The sequence below is a fragment of the Achromobacter sp. GD03932 genome (assembly GCF_029839485.1).
GTDB lineage: Bacteria > Pseudomonadota > Gammaproteobacteria > Burkholderiales > Burkholderiaceae_B > Achromobacter > Achromobacter bronchisepticus_A.
The window spans coordinates 57,549-77,993 of record NZ_JAOCAT010000014.1; the positions used below are offsets into that span (position 1 = coordinate 57,549).

Below are 20,445 nucleotides of genomic sequence, written 5' to 3' on the forward strand. Positions count from 1 at the left end.
GGTTCTCTACTTTCCAGAGAAGACCGGGATGCGCTTCTCGCGGAAGGCGTTTACAGCTTCTTGATGGTCCTGGGTGGCACTGGAGAGCGCCTCGTAGGCCAAGGAGGCGTCCAAGATCGTGTGCGCCAGTTGCTTCAGTCCGATGTTTGCGGACATCTTGGTCCATCGGATGGCCTTGGTCGCTCCCGCCGCCAGCCTGTCGGCGAACTGTTCGACGCGTTGCTCCAGGTCCGCCGCGGGCACCACGTGATTGATCAGGCCGATACGCGCCGCTTCGGTCGCTGTCATCAGGTCGCCCGTCATCAGGTATTCCTTGGCGCGCGCATAGCCGATCAGCTGCGGCCAGATCACGGCGCCGCCGTCGCCGGCCACGTAGCCGACACTGACGTGCGGATCGCCGATCTTCGCGGCGTCCGAGGCGAAGATCACGTCGCAGAACAGCGCGAGCGTGGCTCCAAGTCCTGCCGCGTGCCCATTCACTTTCGCGATGACGGGCTTTTCGCAATCCAGCAACGAGAACACGATCTGCTTGCCTTCGCGGGCCGTCTTTTCGAATGCGCCGGGCTGGTCGATCATTTTCTGCAGCCAGGCCATATCGCCGCCAGAAGAAAAGGCCCGGCCCGCTCCCGTCAGGATCACGACGTCACATTCCGGGTCGGCGGAAACATCGACGAAGACCCGGGCCAGTTCTTCGTGCATGGCCTCGTCGACCGCATTGAGCTTCTCGGGCCGGTTCATCGTGATTTCCAGGACGCGCTTGCGGCGTTCGAACGTCAAGCTCTTGTACTCAGCAAAGTTCATCTAGACCTCGTTTGGAGTAGCAGGAGACGCCAGGTGTCTCTTGCTTGGGGGGGCGCCTGGAATAGCCGGCGCACGCGCTGCGTTGCGGCTAGCCGTTAGGCGGTTGACTCATTCTGGCAAAAAATGAACGATGAGTCATTATTCATTTTTGTTTTTTTGATGAGTGTTTTCCCTAGGGGCGCGCCGGCGCGGGCCAGACGTCTCCTTGCCGCTGCGGTATGCCCGGCACGGCGCTTTTAGCGCCTGATTCGCTTGTTCCGTGATTTACGCGGCCGACCAGACCGCCACGCGATTCCGTCCCGCATGCTTCGCCCGGTACAAGGCCTCATCGGCCTTTGCCATGACCTTGTCGATGTCGGCATCATCCGATGGCCACAGCGCGATGCCGATGGACACCGTGACATGTCCCACCGCCTGCGGCATGGTGTGGTCCGCCGTCGCCGCCCGGATGCGTCCGGCCACCCTTTCCGCCGTGTCGCGCGAGGCGTTGGGCATCAGGATCAGGAACTCTTCGCCACCGACGCGACACGGCGCGTCTTCTGCCCGCACACAGGTCTTGAGGATGGCGGCCAGCGCGATCAGCACCTGATCGCCGGCCGCGTGGCCGTAGGTGTCGTTCACGCGCTTGAAGTGGTCCAGGTCTAGCGCGAGCGCCGCGAAAGGCTGCCGGGTCTGGCGCAGCGTGGCGATCTGCAGCGCCAGGCCCCTGCGGTTGAAGAGGCCCGTCATCGGATCGGTGATGGTGTCCGTGTTCAGCTTATCGAGCCGCCGGGTCTGGGAGCTTTGGCTCATCGTCACGGCGTTCCGGAGGCGGGCCGCCTCGTAGTACCAGCCCTTGATCCGGTGCAGGTCGCCAGCCGACGCGCCGGGCTGATCCCGTTCGATGACCTGGGCCAGCTCCTCCAGCGGCCGCGAGATCCAGCGGCCGAGCAGGTAGATGGCCAGGAACATGATCAGCCCCACCGGCAAGGCGTAGAGCACGATCCTGCTGGTCAGGCTTTGCAGCGGGCGCAGCGTTTCGTCCAGCGGGCGTTGCGCCACGACACCCCAGCCGGCGTTCTTGAGCGCGGCGTAGCCGGCCAACAGGTGCGCGCCGCGGGTGTTGACCACGGGCATCGCACCGGTCTCGCCCCGCAGCACGGCTTCGACCACGGCATTGCTTCTTTCGCTGGTGCCGATGCGATCCTTGTCCTTGTGGTAGATGATGGTGCCGTCGCCATCGACGACATACAGGTAGGAGCCGTCGCGGTAGAAGTGCTCGCCCACGAGTTTGTCGAACTCGTTGCCCTGCCGAAGGTGGATGGCCGCGAGGATGGTGCCGGCATGGTTGCCCTTGGCATCACGGAAAGGTTCGGAGAACGCCAGTATCAGCCGGCCCTCCATGCCCACGTAGGGCGTCGATATGTGGCCCTTCAGATGTTGGGCGCCTGTGGTCAGTTGCTGGCGTACCAGCGTCCTGCCTTCGAAGCCCGCGTCGGCGGGAGCGGTGGCGAGGATGGTGCCGCTACTGTCTGCGATGGCGGCCGTCATGACGCCGTCCGTCTGCTGCACCAGGCGCGCGAGCTCGTCTTCCATGGCGGGTTTCGAACCCAGCAGGCCAGGCGCCCGCTCGGCGGACAGGAGCAATTGCCGCTGTATGGATTCGATGTAGATGTCGGTGACTTCCGCCAGCTTGATCGCGTAGGCCCGGTTGGCCTCGAGGGTGTTGGCGATCAGCTGCTCGCGCTGCACCAGGTAGGCCGCGTACAGCGTGTTGACGAAGGCGATGAGTCCGCTCGCGAGCGCCAGCACGGTGACAAGGCGGCGCAGCTTCAGTCTGGGCATCGCGGCAGTGGTCAATGCGGAGCTCCTTCAATCATTCACTCTGACCATTGAATCGGGGCCTTCCGCGCTTGGCCAAGCCTGGGCGCGTGTAGAACTTCAGTTTTGCGGCAAGCCTGCGGCAAGTCAAGAATCGCGTGAACGGGCGCCCGCGGATAGCGCTTCGATCAGGTGCTCGATGAAGGCGGCCGTCGCCTCGGGCAAGCGGGCGTGGCTGGCGGTCTGCACCTGCAGCGTGCGTTCGGCGAAGACGGCTTGCTGCAAGGACACGGCCACCAGCGCGCCGCTGCGCAGCGGCTCGGCGAGTGTGATCTCGCCGGCCAGCGTGACAGCATGGCCGGCCTCGACGATGGCGCGGATGACCGATGACGAGTTGCTCGAATAGGCGATGTCGAAAGGCGGCCCGTCGTTGCCTGCCGCCGAGCTGTCGAACAACAGGCGCACGGTGGTGCCGGAGTCGGTCAGCGCGATCGGGTAGCGGCGCAGGTCGTCCAGGGACACGCTGGCGCGTTTGGCAAGAGGATGGCCCGGGACCATGATGGCGCGAACGGGCGAGACGATTTCGTAGCGCACGGCGATGCCGTTGCCCGCGTTCAGGCTGAAGGCCAGGCCCACGTCGATGCTGTTGTCGCGCAGGCGTTGCGTCACGACGCCGGGCGAAGCGATGTGTACCTGGAACGCCACATCGGGATGCAGGGCGCGGTACGCGCCCAGGATGGGCGGCAGCACGTTGCGCGCCACGGCTTCGTTGGAGCCTATGCGGATGGTGGTCAGCTCCGCGTGACGCAGGCTGCGGATATCGCGCAGCACGTGCTCGGCATCCATGGCGACGCGGCGTGCATAGTCGGCCAGCATTTCGCCGGCGCGGGTCAGCTCCATGCCGTGAGGCCGGCGTTCGAACAGCGCCGCGCCGCAGTCATCCTCCAGTTTGGCGACTTGCCGGCTGATTGCCGAAGGCGCCACGTGGAGGGTGGCCGCGGCGTCCTTGATGCTGCCTGCGCGTACGACTTCCAGGAAATAGCGGTGCGCGGTGCTGAGCATATTGATTCTCAAAATGGCAATTGGCGTGCTAATTATTGATATTGATTGCCGCAAAGGCAATTCCTAGAATGGGCCGGTCAGGGCCGCCAGGACACATGGGCAACAGACCCGGCCGACGGCTCTTCAACCAAGGGGAATCGCATGGCTAGTGTTGTATGCAAATCGGGCCGCGCCGCCGCGCGCCCGCAGGGACTCGGCATTCTGAAGCGCGCCTTTGCCGCGCTGGCGTTATCGGCGGCTACCGGGGCGGGGGCGGCCGATTTTCCGCAGCGCTCGCTCCAGCTGATCCTGTCGTTTCCACCGGGCGGCGCGACCGACGTGCTCGCTCGCGAACTCAGCCAGAAGCTGGGCGACTCGCTGGGCCAATCTGTGGTGGTGTTGAACCGCCCCGGCGCGGGCGGCTTGATCGGCATGCAGGCCGCTGCGCGTTCCGAAGCCGACGGCTACACGCTGTACATCTCGTCGGTGATGTCCAACTCCATTTACGAAGCGCTCAACGGCAAGCAGCAGGTGTCGCTGGACGGCGACTTCGATGCGGTGGGCGCGATAGCCAGCGCCCCGCACATCCTGGTCACGCCGGCGACGCTGGGCATCAAGGACTATGCCAGCCTGGTGGCCTATCTGAAGGCGGCGCCGGGCAAGTACAACTACGCGTCGATGGGCGCGGGCACCCTGTCCAACCTGGAGGGCGAGATCTTCAAGGAGCAGGCGGGCGTGGACGCGTTGCAGATCCCGTACAAGGGCAGCAGCCAGGCCTTGCCCGAAGTGATCTCGGGCGCGTCGGTCTTCATGTTCGATAGCGTGACCAGCTCGCTGCCGCATAAGCAGGGCGGCCGCATCGACGTGCTGGGCGTGGCCTCCGCCAAACGTCTGCCGGTCATGCCGGACGTGCCCACGCTCAAGGAACTGGGCGTACAGGGCCTGGAGGCAGAGAACCTGTTCGCGTTGATGGCGCCCAAGGGAACGCCCAAGGACCGCCTGGACATTGTGGCCCGCGCGCTGTCCAAGGCGCAGGGCGATGCAGGATTCCGCAAGGCCATCGAGGCGCAGGGCTTCCAGATCAGCGAGATTCCGGCCCAGACTCTGCCCAAGTTCATCCTGGACCAGCAGGCGTTCTGGCGCGACAAGGTCAAGGCCTTGAACATTACCGCAGGCAAGTAGCGGCCGCCCCGGCTTTCTTCCTGGCCGCCCGCGGGCGGCTGGTCCCAAACTTCCGACCCGACTCCCATGCCCATTCCGAACGATCCCTTCTGGCAGCTGCCCTACGCATCGCAACGCATGCCTTTGCTCGCGGACAACGTGGTCAGCACGTCGCAGCCGCTGGCCAGCGCTGCCGGCCTGCAGATGTACGCAAGGGGCGGCAACGCGATCGACGCGGCGCTGGCCACGGCCATCGCGCTGACCGTCGTGGAGCCGTGCATGAACGGGATCGGCGGCGACATGTTCGCCATCGTCTGGCATGGCGGGCGCCTGCATGGGCTGAATGCGTCGGGGCGCGCGCCGGCCGCCTGGGAGACGGCCAGGTTCGCGCATCTGGATGGCATGGACCCGATAGGCTGGGGCAGCGTGACGGTACCCGGTGTCGTGTCGGGTTGGCGCGCGATCTGGGAGAAATTCGGTTCGCTGCCGTTCGAGGATTTGTTCGAGCCCGCCATACGCTACGCGCGGGACGGCTACCTGGTTTCGCCCACGGTGCATCGCCAGTGGCAGAAGCAGGTGCCGCGCCTGAGCGGGCAGCCGGGCTTTGCCGAGTCCTTTGCGCCCGGGGGCCGCGCGCCCTTGCCCGGAGAGCGCTTCCGCAGCCCCGGCCAGGCCGCCACGCTGGAGAGCATCGCCCGCAGCAAGGGCGAGAGCTTCTACCGCGGCGAGCTGGCCGCGGCGATTGCCGCCCACGCGCGCAACACGGGCGGCTATATCACCGAGGCCGACATGGCCGGCCATACGGCCGACTGGGTGGAGCCGATAGGCATGCGCTACCGCGACCTGGAACTCTACGAGATCGGTCCCAACGGCCAGGGCATCGGCGCATTGATGGCCTTGGGCATGCTGGAACGTTTCGACCTGGCGGGCTGCGGGCGCGACAGCGGCCGTGCGTTGCACCTGCAGATCGAAGCCATGCGCCTGGCGTTCGCGGACCTGTACGAACACGTGGGCGATCCGGCCCATATGCAGGTGTCGAGTGCGCAGCTGCTGGATCCCGCCTATCTGGCGGAACGGGCGAAACTCATCGATCCGGACCGGGCGGGCGAACCCCGGGCCGGCAATCCGCATAGCGGTGGAACGGTGTATCTGACGGCGGCAGACCGGCACGGCACCATGGTGTCGTTCATTCAATCCAACTTCAAGGGATTCGGTTCCGGCGTGGTGGTGCCGGGAACGGGTATTGCCATGCAGAACCGGGGCTGGGGCTTTTCGACGAAGGCGGGGCATCCCAATGTGGTGGCGCCAGGCAAGCGGCCGTTCCACACCATTATTCCCGGCTTCCTGATGAAAGGCGGACAGCCTTTGATGAGCTTTGGCGTCATGGGCGGCTCCATGCAGGCGCAGGGCCATCTTCAAGTGACCAGCCGGCTGGCCGACTTCGGCCTGAATCCGCAGGCAGCCAGCGATGCGCCGCGTTGGCGCATCAAGGATGACAACGTGGGCGTGGCGGTGGAATGGAACTGCCCGCCTGAAGCTATCGAGCATCTGCGCGCATGCGGCCACAGGGTCGACGTGGCGCCGCGCTTCGATCTGGAGTTCGGCAGCGCGCAGATGGCCTATCGGCTGGAACAGGGAGGCTATCTGGCCGCGTCGGATCATCGCAAGGACGGCTACCCCATGGGCTATTGACGCCGTCTTCCTGGACGATGTTTGGTCGAGGAAAATCCCCGTTTCGTCGAAAACTGCGTGATGTCTCGGGGCCGGTTGATGACAATCGGCACATTTCCGGCCCGAACCGATGCTGCAGCGGTCTTATCCCGGGGCTGGCCCGTCGCGTCAGCGCTGCGCCACCGCGCGCCGCAGGCGCTGCGACGCGACCCGTCCCAGCACGACGGGGGCAACGCCGTTGTTGAACGCGACCTCGGTCTGCGCGCCGGGAAGCTGCGAAAGATGGGAGACATGTTCCAGATTCATGATCACCGAGCGAGACAAGGCGCAGAAGGGCGGACTGGGCAGTTGGGCCGCCAGGCGCTTGAAGGTGATGTGCATCAGCTCGTTGGCGTGCGCGGCGCTGCAAAGCATCACGTAGTCGCCTTGCGCCTGCGCCATGGTCAGTTCATGGATCTTGATGAGCTTGGTGCCGTTGCGCGTCCGCAGCGTCAGGTGGCCGCCAGCGCGCGGGCGCAGCCGCGCCAACGCCTGTTCGAGCCGGCCCGGCCGCACGGGCTTGAGCAGGTAGTCGACGGCCTGGACGTCGAAGGCGCGGGCGGCGTAGTCGCTGTGCGCGGTGACGAAGACGACGGCGGGCGGAGCGTCCAGCTGGTCCAGCAGATCGAAGCCGGTGGCGGCAGTCAGTTCGATGTCCAGGAACAGGGCATCAGGACGATGCTCGCGGATCAGCGCTCGCGCCTGTTCCAGGCTTTCGGCTTCGCCCGCGACATGGACGTCGGCCGAGGCTTCCAGCAGCCGGCGCAGGTAGCGCCGCGCCGGGGCTTCATCGTCGATGACAAGCACACGCAGCATTTTCCTCCCTGGCGCCATGGTGTGGCGGGTATAGTCGTTCGGTCTGGCACGCGGGTAAATATAAGGCCTATGCAGTTTCCAGAGAACCCTTTGCCCGTCCGGGGAGCGCATCCATGAAGTTCGCATCGATCGGCCAGGGCTTGAGCCCAGGGGAGTCCTCGCTTGGCTTCTGGCGGGCGCAGACGCTGGGTTGGCTCTTTCTTGCGATCGTGGGTTTCTTCATCCGGCTGGCGGTGTTCGGCAATGCCACCGCGGCCTTTTGGCTTACCGTGGCGCTGGAGCCGCTGGCCTTCGTCCTGACCAGCGGGGCGGCCGTGCTGCATGGCCGCCGTGCGGGAAAAGGCGATCCTCCCTTGCTGGTGCTGGTTTGCGCGGTGTTGTTCTGCCTGACCGCCTCGGCCTTGCTGGCCTCGATCGCCTACGGCATCCATAGCCTGTTTTTGCCCGGCGCGATCCGAGTGTTGCCGGGCAACCAGTACCGGCTGGGCTTTCTCTACTACATGGGCATGCTCTCCATCTGGACGCTGATCTATTTCGGCGTGTCGGCCGAGCTGAACGCGCGCAGTGAGCGCCTGTCCAAGATGAAGGCCGAGACGCGCTCCTTGAGGCTGGAGCTCGAACATCTGCAGCTGCAGATCGAGCCGCACTTCCTGTTCAACTCGCTCAATACCATCGTGGCCGAGATCGCCGAACGTCCCGCCATCGCGGAGGAAATGACCCGCAGCCTGGCCGAGTACCTGCGCTATTCGCTGGACCGGCGCGGGCGCGGCCTGTCCATACTGGAGGAGGAGATCGAGGCCGCCGAAGCCTATGTGCGCATACAGGCGCTGCGCTTTGACCAGCGGCTTGAACTGCGCAGCCAGATCGATCCGGCCACGCTACGGATCAGTGTTCCGCGCATGACGCTGCAGGGCCTGGTGGAAAACGCGATCAAGCACGGCATGCGTTCGGAACACGCGCATTTTCCGATCTGCATACGCACGCGTCTGCAGGGCGATGAACTGCTCATTGAAGTGGACAACCCCGGCCGGCTGCACGCGCCCTTCGATCTGGCCAGCGGCGGAGGCGGGCTGGGAAACCTGTGCCGGCGGCTGACGCTGAGGTATCCGGACAGGCATCAGTTCGTGCTGGAGCAGCGCGGGGAAAGAACTGTCGCGCAGATCAGGCTGCGGGGCGAGCCGGTGCCGGCCTAGCGCGCAGGCTTCAGCGGTACGTCGCGAGCAGGATGCTGGTTTCGGTGGCCGCGATGCCCTTGATCAGGCGCACGCGCTCCAGCACCTTGGACAGATCGGCGGTGGAATCTGCGCGTATTTCGGCCAGCAGGTCCCAGCGGCCGTTGGTGTCGTGCAGCTGCTCTACGCTCGGCTCGCCCAGCAGGCTGGCCAGCACGGCGCGCGTCTGGTTGCCGTCGACGGTAATGCCCATCCAGGCGCGCAGGCCGCCTTGATCGGAGTCGGGACGCAGCTTGAGCGTGTAGCCGGCGATGACCCCGTCCGCCTCCAGCTTGCGCAGACGGTTGGAGACCGTGCCGCGCGACACGCCGGCCTTGCTGGCCAAAACGGAAAGCGGCGTGCGCGCGTCGCGCCGCAGGATGCCGATCAGTCGGGTATCGATTTCATCCATGACAGGTCCCGCTTTCAATGCTGCCGGAACAGCCGGCCGTAGCCGTCCATCCGGTCGTGGATCCCCGCCAGCCGCAGGCAATGCCACATGCTGGCCTGATTGCTGCCGATCACGGGCTTGCCCAGCCTGTCCTCCAGACGCTCGATGACGGCGGTGGAGCGCAGCGCGCCGCAGCTGATGAAGACGGCGTCGGCATCGGGGCGATCCACGGCGCAGGCGAATTCGTACAGATAGTCAGGCGAAACCCGGTTCATGGTCTCGTCATCGGGCAGGGCCAGCCCCTGTAGCGAGACGACTTCGTGGCCGATGCTTTCGAAGTAAGCGCGCTCCAGTTGGTTGACGGCATCGTCATAGGCGGTGGCAACCGCCAGGCGGCGCGCGCCGACCGCGGCCAGCGCCTGCGTGACGCCGTCCAGCAGCGTGGCCACGGCCGCGCCGGGGCGGGCCTGCGCGAGCAGCGCGCGCACTTTGTCGTTGCCGATCACGAAGCTGCCCGCGGTGCAGTTGTAGCAGACCACATCGATATCGCGGCGTCCCGGCGCCAGGCCGCCCAGGGCCTCAAGCAGTCCGTCTTCCATGCCGGCCAGGCTTTGCACGGTGCAGGCCGTTGCCATGGCCACGCGGGCAAAGCTCAGGCCCACGCCCTCGGGCGCCATGGCGTGCATCTCGCCCTCGGTCAGGCCGGCGTTGGCCACGCACAGAAAGGCGAGACGCGCGCGGGGGTAGGGGCCGGCGTCGTAGCGCACGGGATTCATTCCGTCATCCCCGCGGCGTCGAAGCACTCGCGTATGACGGTGGCCGCCTTGACGAAGTTGGGGTGTCCGACCATGGCGTAGTTGCGCGGGCGCGGCAGATCGATGTCGACGGTCAGCGCCACGCGGCCCGGCCGCTTGCTCATCACCACCACGCGGTCGGACAGGAACACCGCTTCGGAGATGCTGTGGGTAATGAACATGACGGTCTTCTTGCTTTCCAGCCATACCCGCTGCAGCTCCAGGTTCATGGCTTCGCGCGTCATCGCGTCCAGGGCGCCGAAGGGCTCGTCCATCAGCAGGATGTCGGGGTCGTGGATGAGCGCGCGGCACAGCGCCACGCGTTGCTGCATGCCGCCGGACAACTGGTGCGGCAGGCATTTTTCAAAGCCCTCCAGTCCGCTCAGCTTGATCAGTTCGCGCAGCCGGGTCTCATGGCGCGCGGCCGGAAGTTTGCGCATCTCCAGCTGCAGCGAGATGTTCCCGACGACGTCGCGCCACGGCAGGAGCGCCGCACGCTGGAACACGATCCCCACGTTGGCGCCCGGCTCGGTCACGCGCTCGCCCAGCACGCGGATCTCGCCGGCAGTGGGCGGCGTCAGGCCGGCGACCGCTCGCATCAAGGTGCTCTTGCCGCAGCCGGACGGGCCGAGCACGGAGAGGAACTGGCCTTCGGGTATGGCAAGGTCGATGCCGTCGACCGCGACATAGGAACCGAAGCGCTGGACCATGCCGCGGATGTCGATCGCGGTATCGGGCGCGCCCGCTGCGGGAGCGAGCGCCAGGGCTGCGTGCTGTGCCATGTCTATTCCCTGTTGTAGTCGTTGGTGTAGAGCGTGCTGGTCGGCACCGGGCTCGCGATCTGGTTCGATTGCACGAACTGATCGACCATGACCTGCCAGTCCTTTTCCGCGGAGACGCCGAACGGCAGTCCCTTGGTGTTGGGCGTGCCTGCGGCCTGCAGTGAGAGCTGCAGCTGGCGCACCAGCTGATCGCGGTTGCGCGCCTGTTCCGGCCGTTGGCGTACCAGGGCGTCGACCGAGGCGGCCGGATCGGCCTGGGCGGCCTCGTAGGCCTTGCGCGTGGCGCGCAGGAAGCGCCGCGCGGTGTCGGGATTGGCCTCCAGCCATTTGGTATTGGCTGCCAGCCCGCCTTCCAGCGCGTTGACGCCAAAGTCGGCGTAGAAGAAGTAATGCACCTTTGCGCCCTGCGCTTCCAGCGGAGGGATATGGAAGTAGGTCACGCCGGTGATGGCGTCCGCGCGGCGTTGCAGGAACAAGGCGGTCTTGGTGCCCACGGCGGGGGCGATGACATTGATCTTCTTCTGGTCCACGCCGTTCAGGGCGGCCAGCACCGGGAACATCTGCGCCGTCGACTCGGATGCGCTCATGCCCAGCACCTTGCCTTCCAGGTCCTTGGGCGCGCGCACCGGGGCGTCCGCGTGGCTGATGATGACCATGGGCGAGCGCTGGTGCACGGCGAAGATGGCCTTCAGCGGCATGCCCGCGGCGACGCCCTTGAGCATGGTGCCGTAGTCCATGAAGCCGACGGGATCGATGCCCTGCGCCACCAGCTTCGCGGTGTTGCTGGAGCCGCTGCCTTCGCCGATGCTCAGGTCTATGCCTTCGGCCTTGTAGAGGCCTTTTTCTATGCCGTAGTAGAGTGGTGCGTGCGTGCCGTAGATGCTGTAGTCCAGGCGCAGGCTCAGTTTTTCCTGGGCGCTGGCCGCGCCTGCGGCCAGCAGGCAAGCCAGGGTCCAGCCAAGTCGGGTGGTGAATTTCATGGTGGTGTCTCCGGAGGGCGGGGTCAGACAGAGGGCAGGGCGTCGCTGCGCACGCTGATGTGCCAGGGAATGAGGAAGCGTTCGGAAAACTCGACCAGGTAGTAGAAGACCAGGCCGATGAGCATGAGCGCGACCAGCACGGCGAACAGCAACGTGGTGTCGAGGTTGGCATTGGCGGACAGCAGCACGTAGCCCAGGCCGCTTTCGGCGCCTACCCATTCCCCCACCACCGCGCCGACCGTGGCGAAGGCTATGGCGACCTTCAGGCCGGAGAAGATCTGCGGCAGCGCATAGGGCAGCCGGATCCGCAGAAAGGTCCGCAGGGCGCCCGCCAGCATCGAGCGGGCCAGATCGTTGAGGTCCGCGTCCACTGAACGCATGCCCGCCACCGTGCTGACCACGATGGGGAAGAAGGCCACCGAGAATGCGATCAGGATCTTGGGAAACAGGCCCAGGCCGAACCAGATGATGATCAGAGGCGCGACCGCCACCTTCGGAAACGCCTGCGACACCACCAGCAGCGGCATGATGGCGCGCTCCAGCGGGCGCGACCACACCAGCAGGATGCCCAGCGGTATGCCGACGGCGATGCTCAGCAGAAAGCCGCCCAGGGTTTCGACGGACGTGACCCAGGAGTGATGGCCCAGGAATGCCCAGTCCGTCCACAGCCGTTCGAGCACGCTCAGCGGCGGCGGCAGCAGGTAGGCCGGCAGGCCGAACAGCGGTATCGCGAAATGCCACAGAAGCAGCACTCCCATGACCGCGGTGGTTGGATACATCCAGTTCTTCAACACGGCAATTCCCCTTGTATGTTGTTGGCGCGCCGGTCTTGTTGTCAGGCGTCGATTTCGATCAGCTCTCGCGGATAGCGGGTGAGCACCTCGCAGCCGTCCTCGGAGACGGCCACGCTTTCGCTGGCCATGAAGCCGCCTTCGGGCATGAACAGCGACGGCACCAGGTGGAAGGTCATGCCGGGCTCAAGCACCGTGGGGTCGCCCGGACGCAGCGCCAGGAAGCGGCCTTCGGCCCAGTTGGGAGGAAAGCCGATGCCGATGCCGTAGGCGGTGCGGTGATCGAAGTACTGCCCCAGCCCGGCCCGTTCGAAGACCGCGCGGCAGGCCTGGTCCACCTGGGCGGAGGTGACGCCGGGTCGGATGGCGTCGATGGCGGCGTCCAGCGCGGCGATGACGGTGCCGGCGAGGAAGCGCTGCCGCTCGGAGGCGCGGCCCACCACGCAATTGCGCGAGATCATGGCGTGATAGCGGTTGATGTTGGCCGCGGCCTCCAGGAACACCAGGTCGCCCTGCTTGATCTCGCGGCGCTGCCAGGTGGTGAAGCAGACGCCGCTGGCGCGGCCCACGGCCACCAGCGGCACGCGGGTGTATTCGCTGCCGGCCTTGGTGGCGCCGTGCAGCATGGCGGCGGCGAGGTCGTTTTCGGTGGCGCCGACCGCGATCGCGCGCACCGCCGCGTCGATGCCGGCGACCGCCGCGTCCGCGGCCTGGCGCATGAAGCCCAGCTGCGCCGGGGTCTTGATCTTGCGCGCCTCTTCCATCGGACCTTGCCAGTCGGCCAGGCGTGCCCCCAGACGGGCTTGCAGCTGCTTGTAGGCGGCCACGCTGAGGTAGCCCGAGGCGGTTTCCAGGCCGACGCGGCCGCTGGGCAGGATGTCCTTCAGATAGCTTGCCAGCACCTCGACCGGATCGCTGATGTCATCGATGGCGACAAAGCGCGCGATGTTGCGGTTGCCGGTCGCCACGGCGTGGTTGACCTGGCGCGAGACCATGGCAATGCCGCCGTCGGCCGAGACCACCAGGCACTGGAAGGTGAAGTAGCCGATGGAGCGGTAGCCGGTCAGCCAGTAGATGTTCTCAGGGTCGAACAGGATGGCCGCCGACAGGCCCTGGGCCTGGATGTCCCGTGCCAGCAGCGAGAGGTTCGCGGCATAGGTTTCCGGGCCGAACGGCAATTCCATGGGTGCGTAGTTTTCCGACACGATGGGTCCTGGATGAAAGTCGAGCGTTCATCCTAGGAACAATCTACATAACTGCCTAATACCAATAATTGCCATGTCTATAGCTAAATAGTTATAGTCTGCGCATGAACGTGCGAGAGATAGAGATCTTCAGGGCGGTGATGCGCGAAGGCTCGGTGTCGCGGGCGGCGCAGGTGCTGCTGATTTCACAGCCCGCGGCCAGCAAGTACATCGCCCAGCTGGAGCGCCGCGTGGGCGTGGCGCTGTTCGTGCGCAAGGGCGGGCGTCTGCTGCCCACGCCCGAAGGCCGGGCGCTTTACGGCCAGGTCGACCGGCTTTTTTCTGGCCTTTCGCAGCTGGATAGCTTCATCAAGGACCTGGGCAGCGAAAAGCAGGGCCACCTGACCGTCGCGTCCTTGCCCTTGCTGTCCTTGACCGTCATGCCGGATGTGCTCGCCAGTTTCATGGCGGACCGGCCGAATATTTCCGTGGCTTTGCAGACGCGCAGTTCGGCGCGCATCGTCGAATGGGTGGCGGCGCGCCAGGTGGATATGGGCGTGTGCTTCTACGGGGGGCAGCATCCGGGCGTCGTGGCCGAGCCGCTGGTGAGCCTGCAGCTATATTGCGCCATTCCTCCCGGCGACCCTCTGGAAAAGTTCGACACCATCCGCGTGGAACAACTGGCAGGCCGCGATCTCATCATCTACGACAACCTGGACCACACCCGCTTCTGGCTGGAAGCGCTGCTGGAGCAGCAGAAGGTCTACGCGCGGCGGCGCGTGCAGGTGTTCTGGACCTCGGTGGCGATGGAGCTGGTGATGCGCGGCGTGGGCATCGCGCTGGTAGACCGGCTGACCGCCGCGCGCATTCCGGGCGGACTGGATCAACTGCGGCCGCTGGAGCCGGGCGCCTCGTTCGACCTCAGTCTGGTATGGCCCGAACATTGGCCGTCTTCGGTCATCGCGCTTTCATTCGCTGACGCGTTGCGCGAGCATCTGCGCGATCACGCGGCCTAGCGCGCCGCGCCCGCGGCCAGGAAAACTGGAGGCGCGGGCTGGAATCGAACCAACCTCTGCGGATTTGCAATCCTGCTGCATAGCCACTCTGCCACCGCGCCGTTTGTTTTGTCCTAGGACAGATATAATTATGTTCGAGTACAGACTAAAGCGCAAGCGGCAACCCATAGACAGAGGACAGCAATGCAGTTCCAGTTTCCCATCGTCATCATCGACGAGGACTTCCGCTCGGAAAACACGTCCGGCCTGAGCATCCGGGTATTGGCCGAGGCCATCAAGGCCGAGGGCTTCGATGTGCTGGGAACGACCAGTTACGGCGATCTCAGCCTGTTCGCGCAGCAGCAGAGCCGTGCCAGCGCTTTCATCCTGTCCATCGACGACGAGGAACTCGCCCAGGGAGAGGGGGTTGCGCCTGCGCTGCTGGCGTTGCGGGAGTTCATCAGCGAAGTGCGGCGGCGCAATGCCGACGTGCCGATCTACGTGTACGGCGAAACCAAGACCGCGCGGCACATTCCGAACGACATCCTGCGCGAACTGCAGGGCGTGATCCATATGTACGAGGACACGCCGGAATTCGTGGCGCGGCATTTGATCCGCGAGGCCCGGGCCTATCTGGAAGGCGTCAAGCCGCCGTTCCTGAAGGCGTTGCTGGACTACGCCGAGGACGGTTCCTATTCCTGGCACTGCCCGGGCCATTCGGGCGGCGTGGCGTTCCTGAAAAGTCCGGTGGGCCAGATGTTCCATCAGTTCTTCGGCGAGAACATGTTGCGCGCGGACGTCTGCAATGCGGTGGAGGAACTGGGGCAGCTGCTGGACCACAATGGCGCCATCGGCGCGAGCGAGCGCAATGCCGCGCGCATCTTCAATGCGGACCACTGCTATTTCGTGACGAACGGGACCAGCACCAGCAACAAGATCGTGTGGCACCACATGGTGGCGCCGGGCGACGTGGTGCTGGTGGACCGCAACTGCCACAAGTCCATCCTGCACAGCATCGTCATGACGGGGGCGATTCCCGTCTTCCTGCGTCCCACCCGCAACCATTTCGGCATCATCGGTCCGATTCCGCGCAGCGAGTTCGACGTCCAGGCGATCCGCGAGAAGATCCGCGCCCATCCGCTGCTCAAGCACCTGGACGCCGATGAGGTCCGCCCGCGGGTGATGGCGCTGACGCAGTCGACCTACGACGGCATCATCTACCAGACCGAGGAGATCAAGGCGGCGCTGGATGGCTACGTGGACGCCTTGCACTTTGACGAAGCCTGGATGCCGCATGCGGTGTTCCATCCGTTCTATGGCGCCTACCACTGCATGGGCAAGCAGCGCGCGCGGCCCAGGGAATCACTGGTTTTCTCCACGCAATCCACGCACAAGCTGCTGGCCGGGATCAGCCAGGCCAGCCACGTGCTGGCGCAGGACTCCCTGACGCGGCAGCTGGACCGGCATCTTTTCAACGAAGCCTATCTGATGCATACCAGCACCAGTCCCCAGTACGCCATCATTGCCAGCTGCGACGTGGCGGCGGCCATGATGGAGCCGCCCGGCGGAACGGTGCTGGTGGAGGAGAGCATCGCCGAGGCCTTGGACTTCCGGCGTGCGATGCAGGAGGTCGGCACGCATTTCGCCGACGGCGACTGGTGGTTCAAGGTCTGGGGGCCGGAGACGCTGGCGCCGGAGGGCATAGGCTCGCCCGAGGACTGGATCATCCGCGGCGGCGATGGCGATTCGTCCTGGCACGGATTCGGCGCGCTGGCGGATGGTTTCAACATGCTGGATCCGATCAAGTCCACCATCGTGACGCCCGGGCTGGACCTGGATGGCAACTTCGCGGACAGCGGCATTCCGGCCTCCATCGTCACCAAGTTCCTGGCCGAGCATGGCGTGATCGTGGAGAAGACCGGGCTGTACAGCTTCTTCATCATGTTCACGATAGGGATCACCAAGGGCCGCTGGAGTTCGCTCCTGACGGCGTTGCAGCAATTCAAGGACGACTACGGGCGCAACCAGCCCATGTGGCGGATCCTGCCGGAGTTCTGCCGCAAGTATCCACGCTACGAGAACATGGGCTTGCGCGATCTGTGCCAGCATGTTCATGCGACCTATGCCAGGCATGACATCGCCCGGCTGACCACGGACATGTACCTGACCGACGTCACTCCCGCGATGAAGCCCTGCGATGCCTATGCCTGCATCGCCCAGCGGCGCACCGAGAGGGTGGAGATCGACCATCTGCAAGGCCGCATCACCACCAGTCTGATCACACCCTATCCCCCGGGCATACCTTTGCTGATCCCGGGCGAGGCATTCAACCGGACCATCGTCGATTACCTGAAGTTCTCGCGCGAGCTGAACCGGGAGTGTCCCGGGTTCGGCACGGACATCCATGGCTTCGTGGAGCTGCGCGACGCGGACGGAAACTTGCGCTATTACGTGGATTGCGTGCGGTAGGCACGCTTTATGCGGACCGGGAATCCATGTCAAACTTACGCGGGGAGTTGGCCCGGCCAGGAGTTGGCCCGGCCGGGAGTCGGCCCCATTGACTTGACGCGGCCCGGCCGCTGTCCGTGCCAGGAACGGAATTGTCTTAGGACGCTATGAAAATACAAGGAAAGACCGCCGCTGAGATCTTCGATTGCGTGCGCGGGCTGGCTCAATCGGGCCAGCTGCCGCCGGGCCAGGCGTTGCCGCCGGTGCGCGATCTGGCGGTCGAACTGGATATCAACCGTAATACGGTTGCCGCGGCCTACAAGCGGTTGGTGACGGCGGGCATCGCGCTGACCCAAGGCCGCCTGGGCACCATCATCCGCGACCAGTCCGGCCCGGGCGAACAGGAGGGCGCGCTGTCGGACTCGCCGTTGGCCGACCTGGCCAGCGGCAATCCCAATCCGGCCTGGCTGCCGGACCTGAGCGCCGCCCTCGCCATCCGGCCCTATCAGCCGCGTCTCTATGGCGAACCCACAGTCAACGCGGGGCTGGAAAGCTATGCCCGCGCCTGGTTCGCGCGAGACTGCCCGTCGCCTTTCGAGATCAACCTGACCCACGGCGCGGTGGACGCCATTGAACGGCTGCTCAGCTCGCACCTGGTGGCTGGGGATAAGGTGGCGGTCGAGAATCCCTGCTTCCTGAGCAGCATCAACATGCTGCGCATCGCCGGCCTGCAGGCGCTGGGCGTGCAGGTCGACGCCGAAGGCATGCAGGCGGCAGCGCTGGAAGCGGCGCTGGCCAAGGGCGCGCAGGCCGTGATCCTGACGCCGCGCGCCCACAACCCCACGGGCTGCAGCCTGAGCGAAAAGCGGGCGAAGGCGCTGGCGCGGGTGCTGGCCAAGTATCCCCATGCCATGGTCATCGTGGACGACCACTACGCTTTGCTGTCGGGCAAGGAATACCACTCGGTGCTGCCTGCGGGCACGCAGCGGTGGGCGCTGGTGCGCTCGTTCTCCAAGACGCTGGGTCCCGATGTGCGCTTGGCCATGGTGGCCAGCGATGCGGCGACGTCGCGCCAGTTGCGCCTGCGGCTGGCTTCCGGCACCAGCTGGGTCAGCCATCTGCTGCAGGACATGGTCGAGGTCACGCTGGGCCGGCCCGAGGTGGCCAAGCAGATGGCCCAGGCCCGCAAGGATTACGCGCAGCGGCGCAAGGCCCTGGAAAGCGCCTTGCTGGAGCAAGGCGTGCCGTGCGCCGCGGACGGCGACGGCTTGAACCTGTGGGTGCCGCTGGATACCGACGACCAGGCGGTTGCGCTGGCTCTGGCCCATCGCGGCTGGCTGGTGCGCCACGGCGATGCCTTCGGGGTCCAGGAGCCGGTCAGGGGCCTGCGCATCACCATCTCGGCGATCGAACCCGGCCAGTGCCGCAAGCTGGCGCGGGATATCCGGGAAAGCATGCTCTAGCCACGGCCGGGCTCAACGCCGGTCGGCCATGGCTTGTCCCAATCTGACGGCGCGCCCTGTCTTCCAGCCGGGATGGAAGCGCCAGGCGCTGCCCGGCATCAGCACCACCACGGTCGACCCCAACTGGAAATGTCCCATCTCGGCGCCTTGCGGCAAACGCAAGGGAGCCAGGCTGCCGTAGTCCCATTGCTGGATGCGCCGGCCATGCGGCGCCACTTGGCCATGCCAGGCCGTGGCGATGCTGCCGACGATGGCGGCCCCCACCAGCACCATGGCGTAGACGCCATGGAGGGGATGCTCGAACCAGCAAACCAGCCGCTCATTGCGCGCCAGCAGGCCATCCATGCCCTGCACGATCTCCGGCCGGACGGAGTACAGCGTCCCTGGCACATGGCGCATGCCCAGCAGGCGTCCCTCGCAGGGCATGTGCACCCGGTGATAGTCGCGCGGACTCAGGTAGATCGTGGTGAACCAGCCGCCTCCCAACGCGCGCGCCAGGTCCGCATCGGCCAGCAGCGCAGCCGCGCTGTATCGGCGCTGCTTGGCCTGGATCAGCTGTCCCAGGCTGATGCGGCCGAACTGGCTGACGGTGCCGTCCGCGGGGCTGGTCCAGTCCGCATCGGCCAGCTTGCGCGCGCCCGGGCGCAGGGCGCGCGCGAAGAAGGCATTGAAGCTGGCATAGGCCTTCGGGTCGGCGTGCAGCGCTTCGTTCAGATCGATGCCGTACCACTTGGCGTAGCCGCGTATCAGCGGCTGGGCTACCCATGGCTGGCGGCATGAGGCCAGCCGGCCGGCGCAACGCGTCAGCCAGCGCTTGGGCGCGATGCGGTGGACAAACAGGGAAAGAGAGGTCGACATGAAACTCGCGGCTGTGCGTGATGGCGGCTATTGTCCTGAATCATAGTGTAGTATGGCATAGGACAAAATACACAGTAAGAATCCCGTCGATCGCTTACCGAGAGGCCGCTGCCGCAACAACATGGTTTCCCTACACAGCCCGCGCGTTGAAACCTTGTCGCCCTATGTGCCTGGAGAGCAGGCTCCGGGAAACGGATGGATCAAGCTCAACACCAACGAGAATCCCTATCCGCCGTCACCGGCCGCGATAGCGGCCATCGCCGCGGCGGCTGCCGATGGCCTGGAGCGCTATCCGGACCCGCAAGCCGGGCATTTGCGCGCGGCCATCGCGCAGTACCACGGAGTGCCGCTGGAGCAAGTCTTCGCCGGCAACGGTTCCGACGAAGTGCTGGCGCTGGCGTTCTGCGCGTTCTTCCAGCACGGTGTCCAGCCCTTGCTGATGGCGGACGTGACCTACGGCTTTTATGAGGTGTATTGCCGTCTGTTCGGCATACGCTGTGCGCAGATCGCGGTGGACGAGCGCTTGAGGTTGGACCTGGACGGATTCGCGGCGCTGGGCGCCGCGGATGCCGGCATAGCCGGCATTGTGATCGCCAACCCGAACGCGCCCACGGGAGAGTGCCTGCCGCTGGATCGCGTGCAGCGGTTGCTGGAGATCCAGCCTCGCCGGCTGGTGCTGGTGGACGAGGCCTATGTGGACTTCGGCGGGCAATCCGCCATTGCGTTGGTGGAGCAATATCCGAACCTGCTGGTGGTTCAGACGCTGTCGAAGTCCAGGGCGCTGGCCGGCCTGCGCGTGGGGTTCGCCATCGGACAGGCGCCGTTGATCGCCGCGCTGGAGCGGGTGAAGAACAGCTTCAATTCCTATCCGCTCGGGCGGCTGGCCCAGGCGGGCGCCGCAGCGGCGTTTCAGGACCGGGCCTATTTCGAGGAGACGCGGCAGGCCATCATCGGCACCCGTACGTTGCTCTGCGCGCATTTGCGGCTGATGGGCTTCGAGGTCTTGCCGTCACAGGCGAACTTTCTGTTCGTCCGCCATCCGCGCTTCGACGCGCGGTCGCTCGCGGCCGGCCTGCGGGACGCGAAAATACTGGTGCGCCATTTTCCGCGGCCGCGCGTGGAGCAATACCTGCGCATTTCCGTGGGCACCGAGGAGCAGGCGGCCTGTCTGGTGCGCGCGCTGCGCGCCCAGGTCCAGCCATAGCCGCACGGGCTGGGC

Annotated in this window: 18 protein-coding genes and 1 tRNA gene; 7 read left to right on the forward strand and 12 right to left on the reverse strand. The window is 65.7% G+C overall.

The window, feature by feature from the left end; translation table 11 throughout:
• Positions 1–6 precede the first annotated feature (6 nt).
• The 3 genes from N5C88_RS14840 to N5C88_RS14850 form a co-directional block, all read right to left on the reverse strand.
• Positions 7–777, reverse strand: coding sequence for an enoyl-CoA hydratase-related protein (locus N5C88_RS14840; protein WP_223283278.1), 771 nt, complete (start codon positions 775–777; stop codon positions 7–9).
• A 288-nt stretch (positions 778–1,065) separates the two neighbouring features.
• Entirely contained in the window at positions 1,066–2,640 is a 1,575-nt protein-coding gene (locus N5C88_RS14845) for a sensor domain-containing diguanylate cyclase (RefSeq protein WP_280015614.1), read from the reverse strand.
• 108 nt (positions 2,641–2,748) lie between these two features.
• Positions 2,749–3,663 (reverse strand): LysR family transcriptional regulator, encoded by a 915-nt coding sequence (locus N5C88_RS14850; RefSeq protein ID WP_059373874.1) that lies wholly within the window; start codon positions 3,661–3,663, stop codon positions 2,749–2,751.
• A gap of 141 nt (positions 3,664–3,804) precedes the next feature.
• On the opposite strand from N5C88_RS14850, the gene N5C88_RS14855 reads away from it, so the two are divergent.
• Positions 3,805–4,824, forward strand: coding sequence for a tripartite tricarboxylate transporter substrate binding protein (locus N5C88_RS14855; RefSeq protein WP_118931523.1), 1,020 nt, complete (start codon positions 3,805–3,807; stop codon positions 4,822–4,824).
• Between the two features lie 66 nt (positions 4,825–4,890).
• A complete protein-coding gene (locus tag N5C88_RS14860; protein WP_280015616.1) occupies positions 4,891–6,495 on the forward strand; it encodes a gamma-glutamyltransferase family protein in 1,605 nt (534 codons plus the stop codon).
• Positions 6,496–6,642: 147 nt separating this feature from the next.
• Here N5C88_RS14860 and N5C88_RS14865 read toward each other — a convergent pair whose 3' ends face one another.
• On the reverse strand, positions 6,643–7,329 hold the full coding sequence (locus N5C88_RS14865) for a LytTR family DNA-binding domain-containing protein (protein ID WP_118931525.1): 687 nt from the start codon (positions 7,327–7,329) through the stop codon (positions 6,643–6,645).
• A 113-nt stretch (positions 7,330–7,442) separates the two neighbouring features.
• Between N5C88_RS14865 and N5C88_RS14870 the strand changes: the two genes are divergently transcribed.
• A complete protein-coding gene (locus N5C88_RS14870; RefSeq protein WP_059373871.1) occupies positions 7,443–8,522 on the forward strand; it encodes a histidine kinase in 1,080 nt (359 codons plus the stop codon).
• A 10-nt stretch (positions 8,523–8,532) separates the two neighbouring features.
• On the opposite strand, the gene N5C88_RS14875 is transcribed toward N5C88_RS14870, so the two are convergent.
• From N5C88_RS14875 to N5C88_RS14900, 6 genes are read right to left on the reverse strand one after another with little or no spacing between them, the layout of a single operon-like run.
• Positions 8,533–8,952, reverse strand: coding sequence for an Lrp/AsnC family transcriptional regulator (locus tag N5C88_RS14875; protein ID WP_280015617.1), 420 nt, complete (start codon positions 8,950–8,952; stop codon positions 8,533–8,535).
• A 14-nt stretch (positions 8,953–8,966) separates the two neighbouring features.
• On the reverse strand, positions 8,967–9,707 hold the full coding sequence (locus tag N5C88_RS14880) for an arylmalonate decarboxylase (protein WP_280015618.1): 741 nt from the start codon (positions 9,705–9,707) through the stop codon (positions 8,967–8,969).
• Positions 9,704–10,507, reverse strand: a complete 804-nt coding sequence (locus N5C88_RS14885; RefSeq protein ID WP_280015619.1) for an ABC transporter ATP-binding protein — start codon at positions 10,505–10,507, stop codon at positions 9,704–9,706. Before N5C88_RS14885 ends, N5C88_RS14880 begins: the two co-directional genes overlap by 4 nt.
• Positions 10,508–10,509: 2 nt before the next feature.
• Positions 10,510–11,487: an ABC transporter substrate-binding protein gene (locus N5C88_RS14890; RefSeq protein ID WP_280015620.1), complete on the reverse strand. Its 978-nt coding sequence runs from the start codon at positions 11,485–11,487 to the stop codon at positions 10,510–10,512.
• 23 nt (positions 11,488–11,510) lie between these two features.
• Positions 11,511–12,266, reverse strand: a complete 756-nt coding sequence (locus N5C88_RS14895) for an ABC transporter permease (protein ID WP_280015621.1) — start codon at positions 12,264–12,266, stop codon at positions 11,511–11,513.
• Between the two features lie 56 nt (positions 12,267–12,322).
• Positions 12,323–13,483 (reverse strand): Xaa-Pro peptidase family protein, encoded by a 1,161-nt coding sequence (locus N5C88_RS14900; RefSeq protein WP_280015622.1) that lies wholly within the window; start codon positions 13,481–13,483, stop codon positions 12,323–12,325.
• A 104-nt stretch (positions 13,484–13,587) separates the two neighbouring features.
• Between N5C88_RS14900 and N5C88_RS14905 the strand changes: the two genes are divergently transcribed.
• On the forward strand, positions 13,588–14,478 hold the full coding sequence (locus N5C88_RS14905; RefSeq protein WP_280015623.1) for a LysR substrate-binding domain-containing protein: 891 nt from the start codon (positions 13,588–13,590) through the stop codon (positions 14,476–14,478).
• Positions 14,479–14,504: 26 nt separating this feature from the next.
• On the opposite strand, the gene N5C88_RS14910 is transcribed toward N5C88_RS14905, so the two are convergent.
• A tRNA-Cys gene (locus N5C88_RS14910) sits at positions 14,505–14,579 on the reverse strand.
• Positions 14,580–14,661: 82 nt separating this feature from the next.
• On the opposite strand from N5C88_RS14910, the gene N5C88_RS14915 reads away from it, so the two are divergent.
• Positions 14,662–16,926 carry an Orn/Lys/Arg decarboxylase N-terminal domain-containing protein gene (locus N5C88_RS14915; RefSeq protein WP_280015624.1) on the forward strand — a complete coding sequence of 755 codons (2,265 nt, stop codon included), beginning with the start codon at positions 14,662–14,664 and terminating at the stop codon, positions 16,924–16,926.
• 146 nt (positions 16,927–17,072) lie between these two features.
• Entirely contained in the window at positions 17,073–18,368 is a 1,296-nt protein-coding gene (gene ptsJ / locus N5C88_RS14920; RefSeq protein WP_280015625.1) for a transcriptional regulator PtsJ, read from the forward strand.
• Positions 18,369–18,380: 12 nt separating this feature from the next.
• On the opposite strand, the gene asd is transcribed toward ptsJ, so the two are convergent.
• The gene (gene asd / locus N5C88_RS14925; RefSeq protein WP_059373861.1) at positions 18,381–19,226 is read right to left on the reverse strand and encodes an archaetidylserine decarboxylase; all 846 of its coding nucleotides are present in this window, start codon (positions 19,224–19,226) and stop codon (positions 18,381–18,383) included.
• A gap of 121 nt (positions 19,227–19,347) precedes the next feature.
• Between asd and hisC the strand changes: the two genes are divergently transcribed.
• Positions 19,348–20,430, forward strand: a complete 1,083-nt coding sequence (hisC, locus tag N5C88_RS14930) for a histidinol-phosphate transaminase (protein ID WP_280015626.1) — start codon at positions 19,348–19,350, stop codon at positions 20,428–20,430.
• Positions 20,431–20,445: the final 15 nt, after the last annotated feature.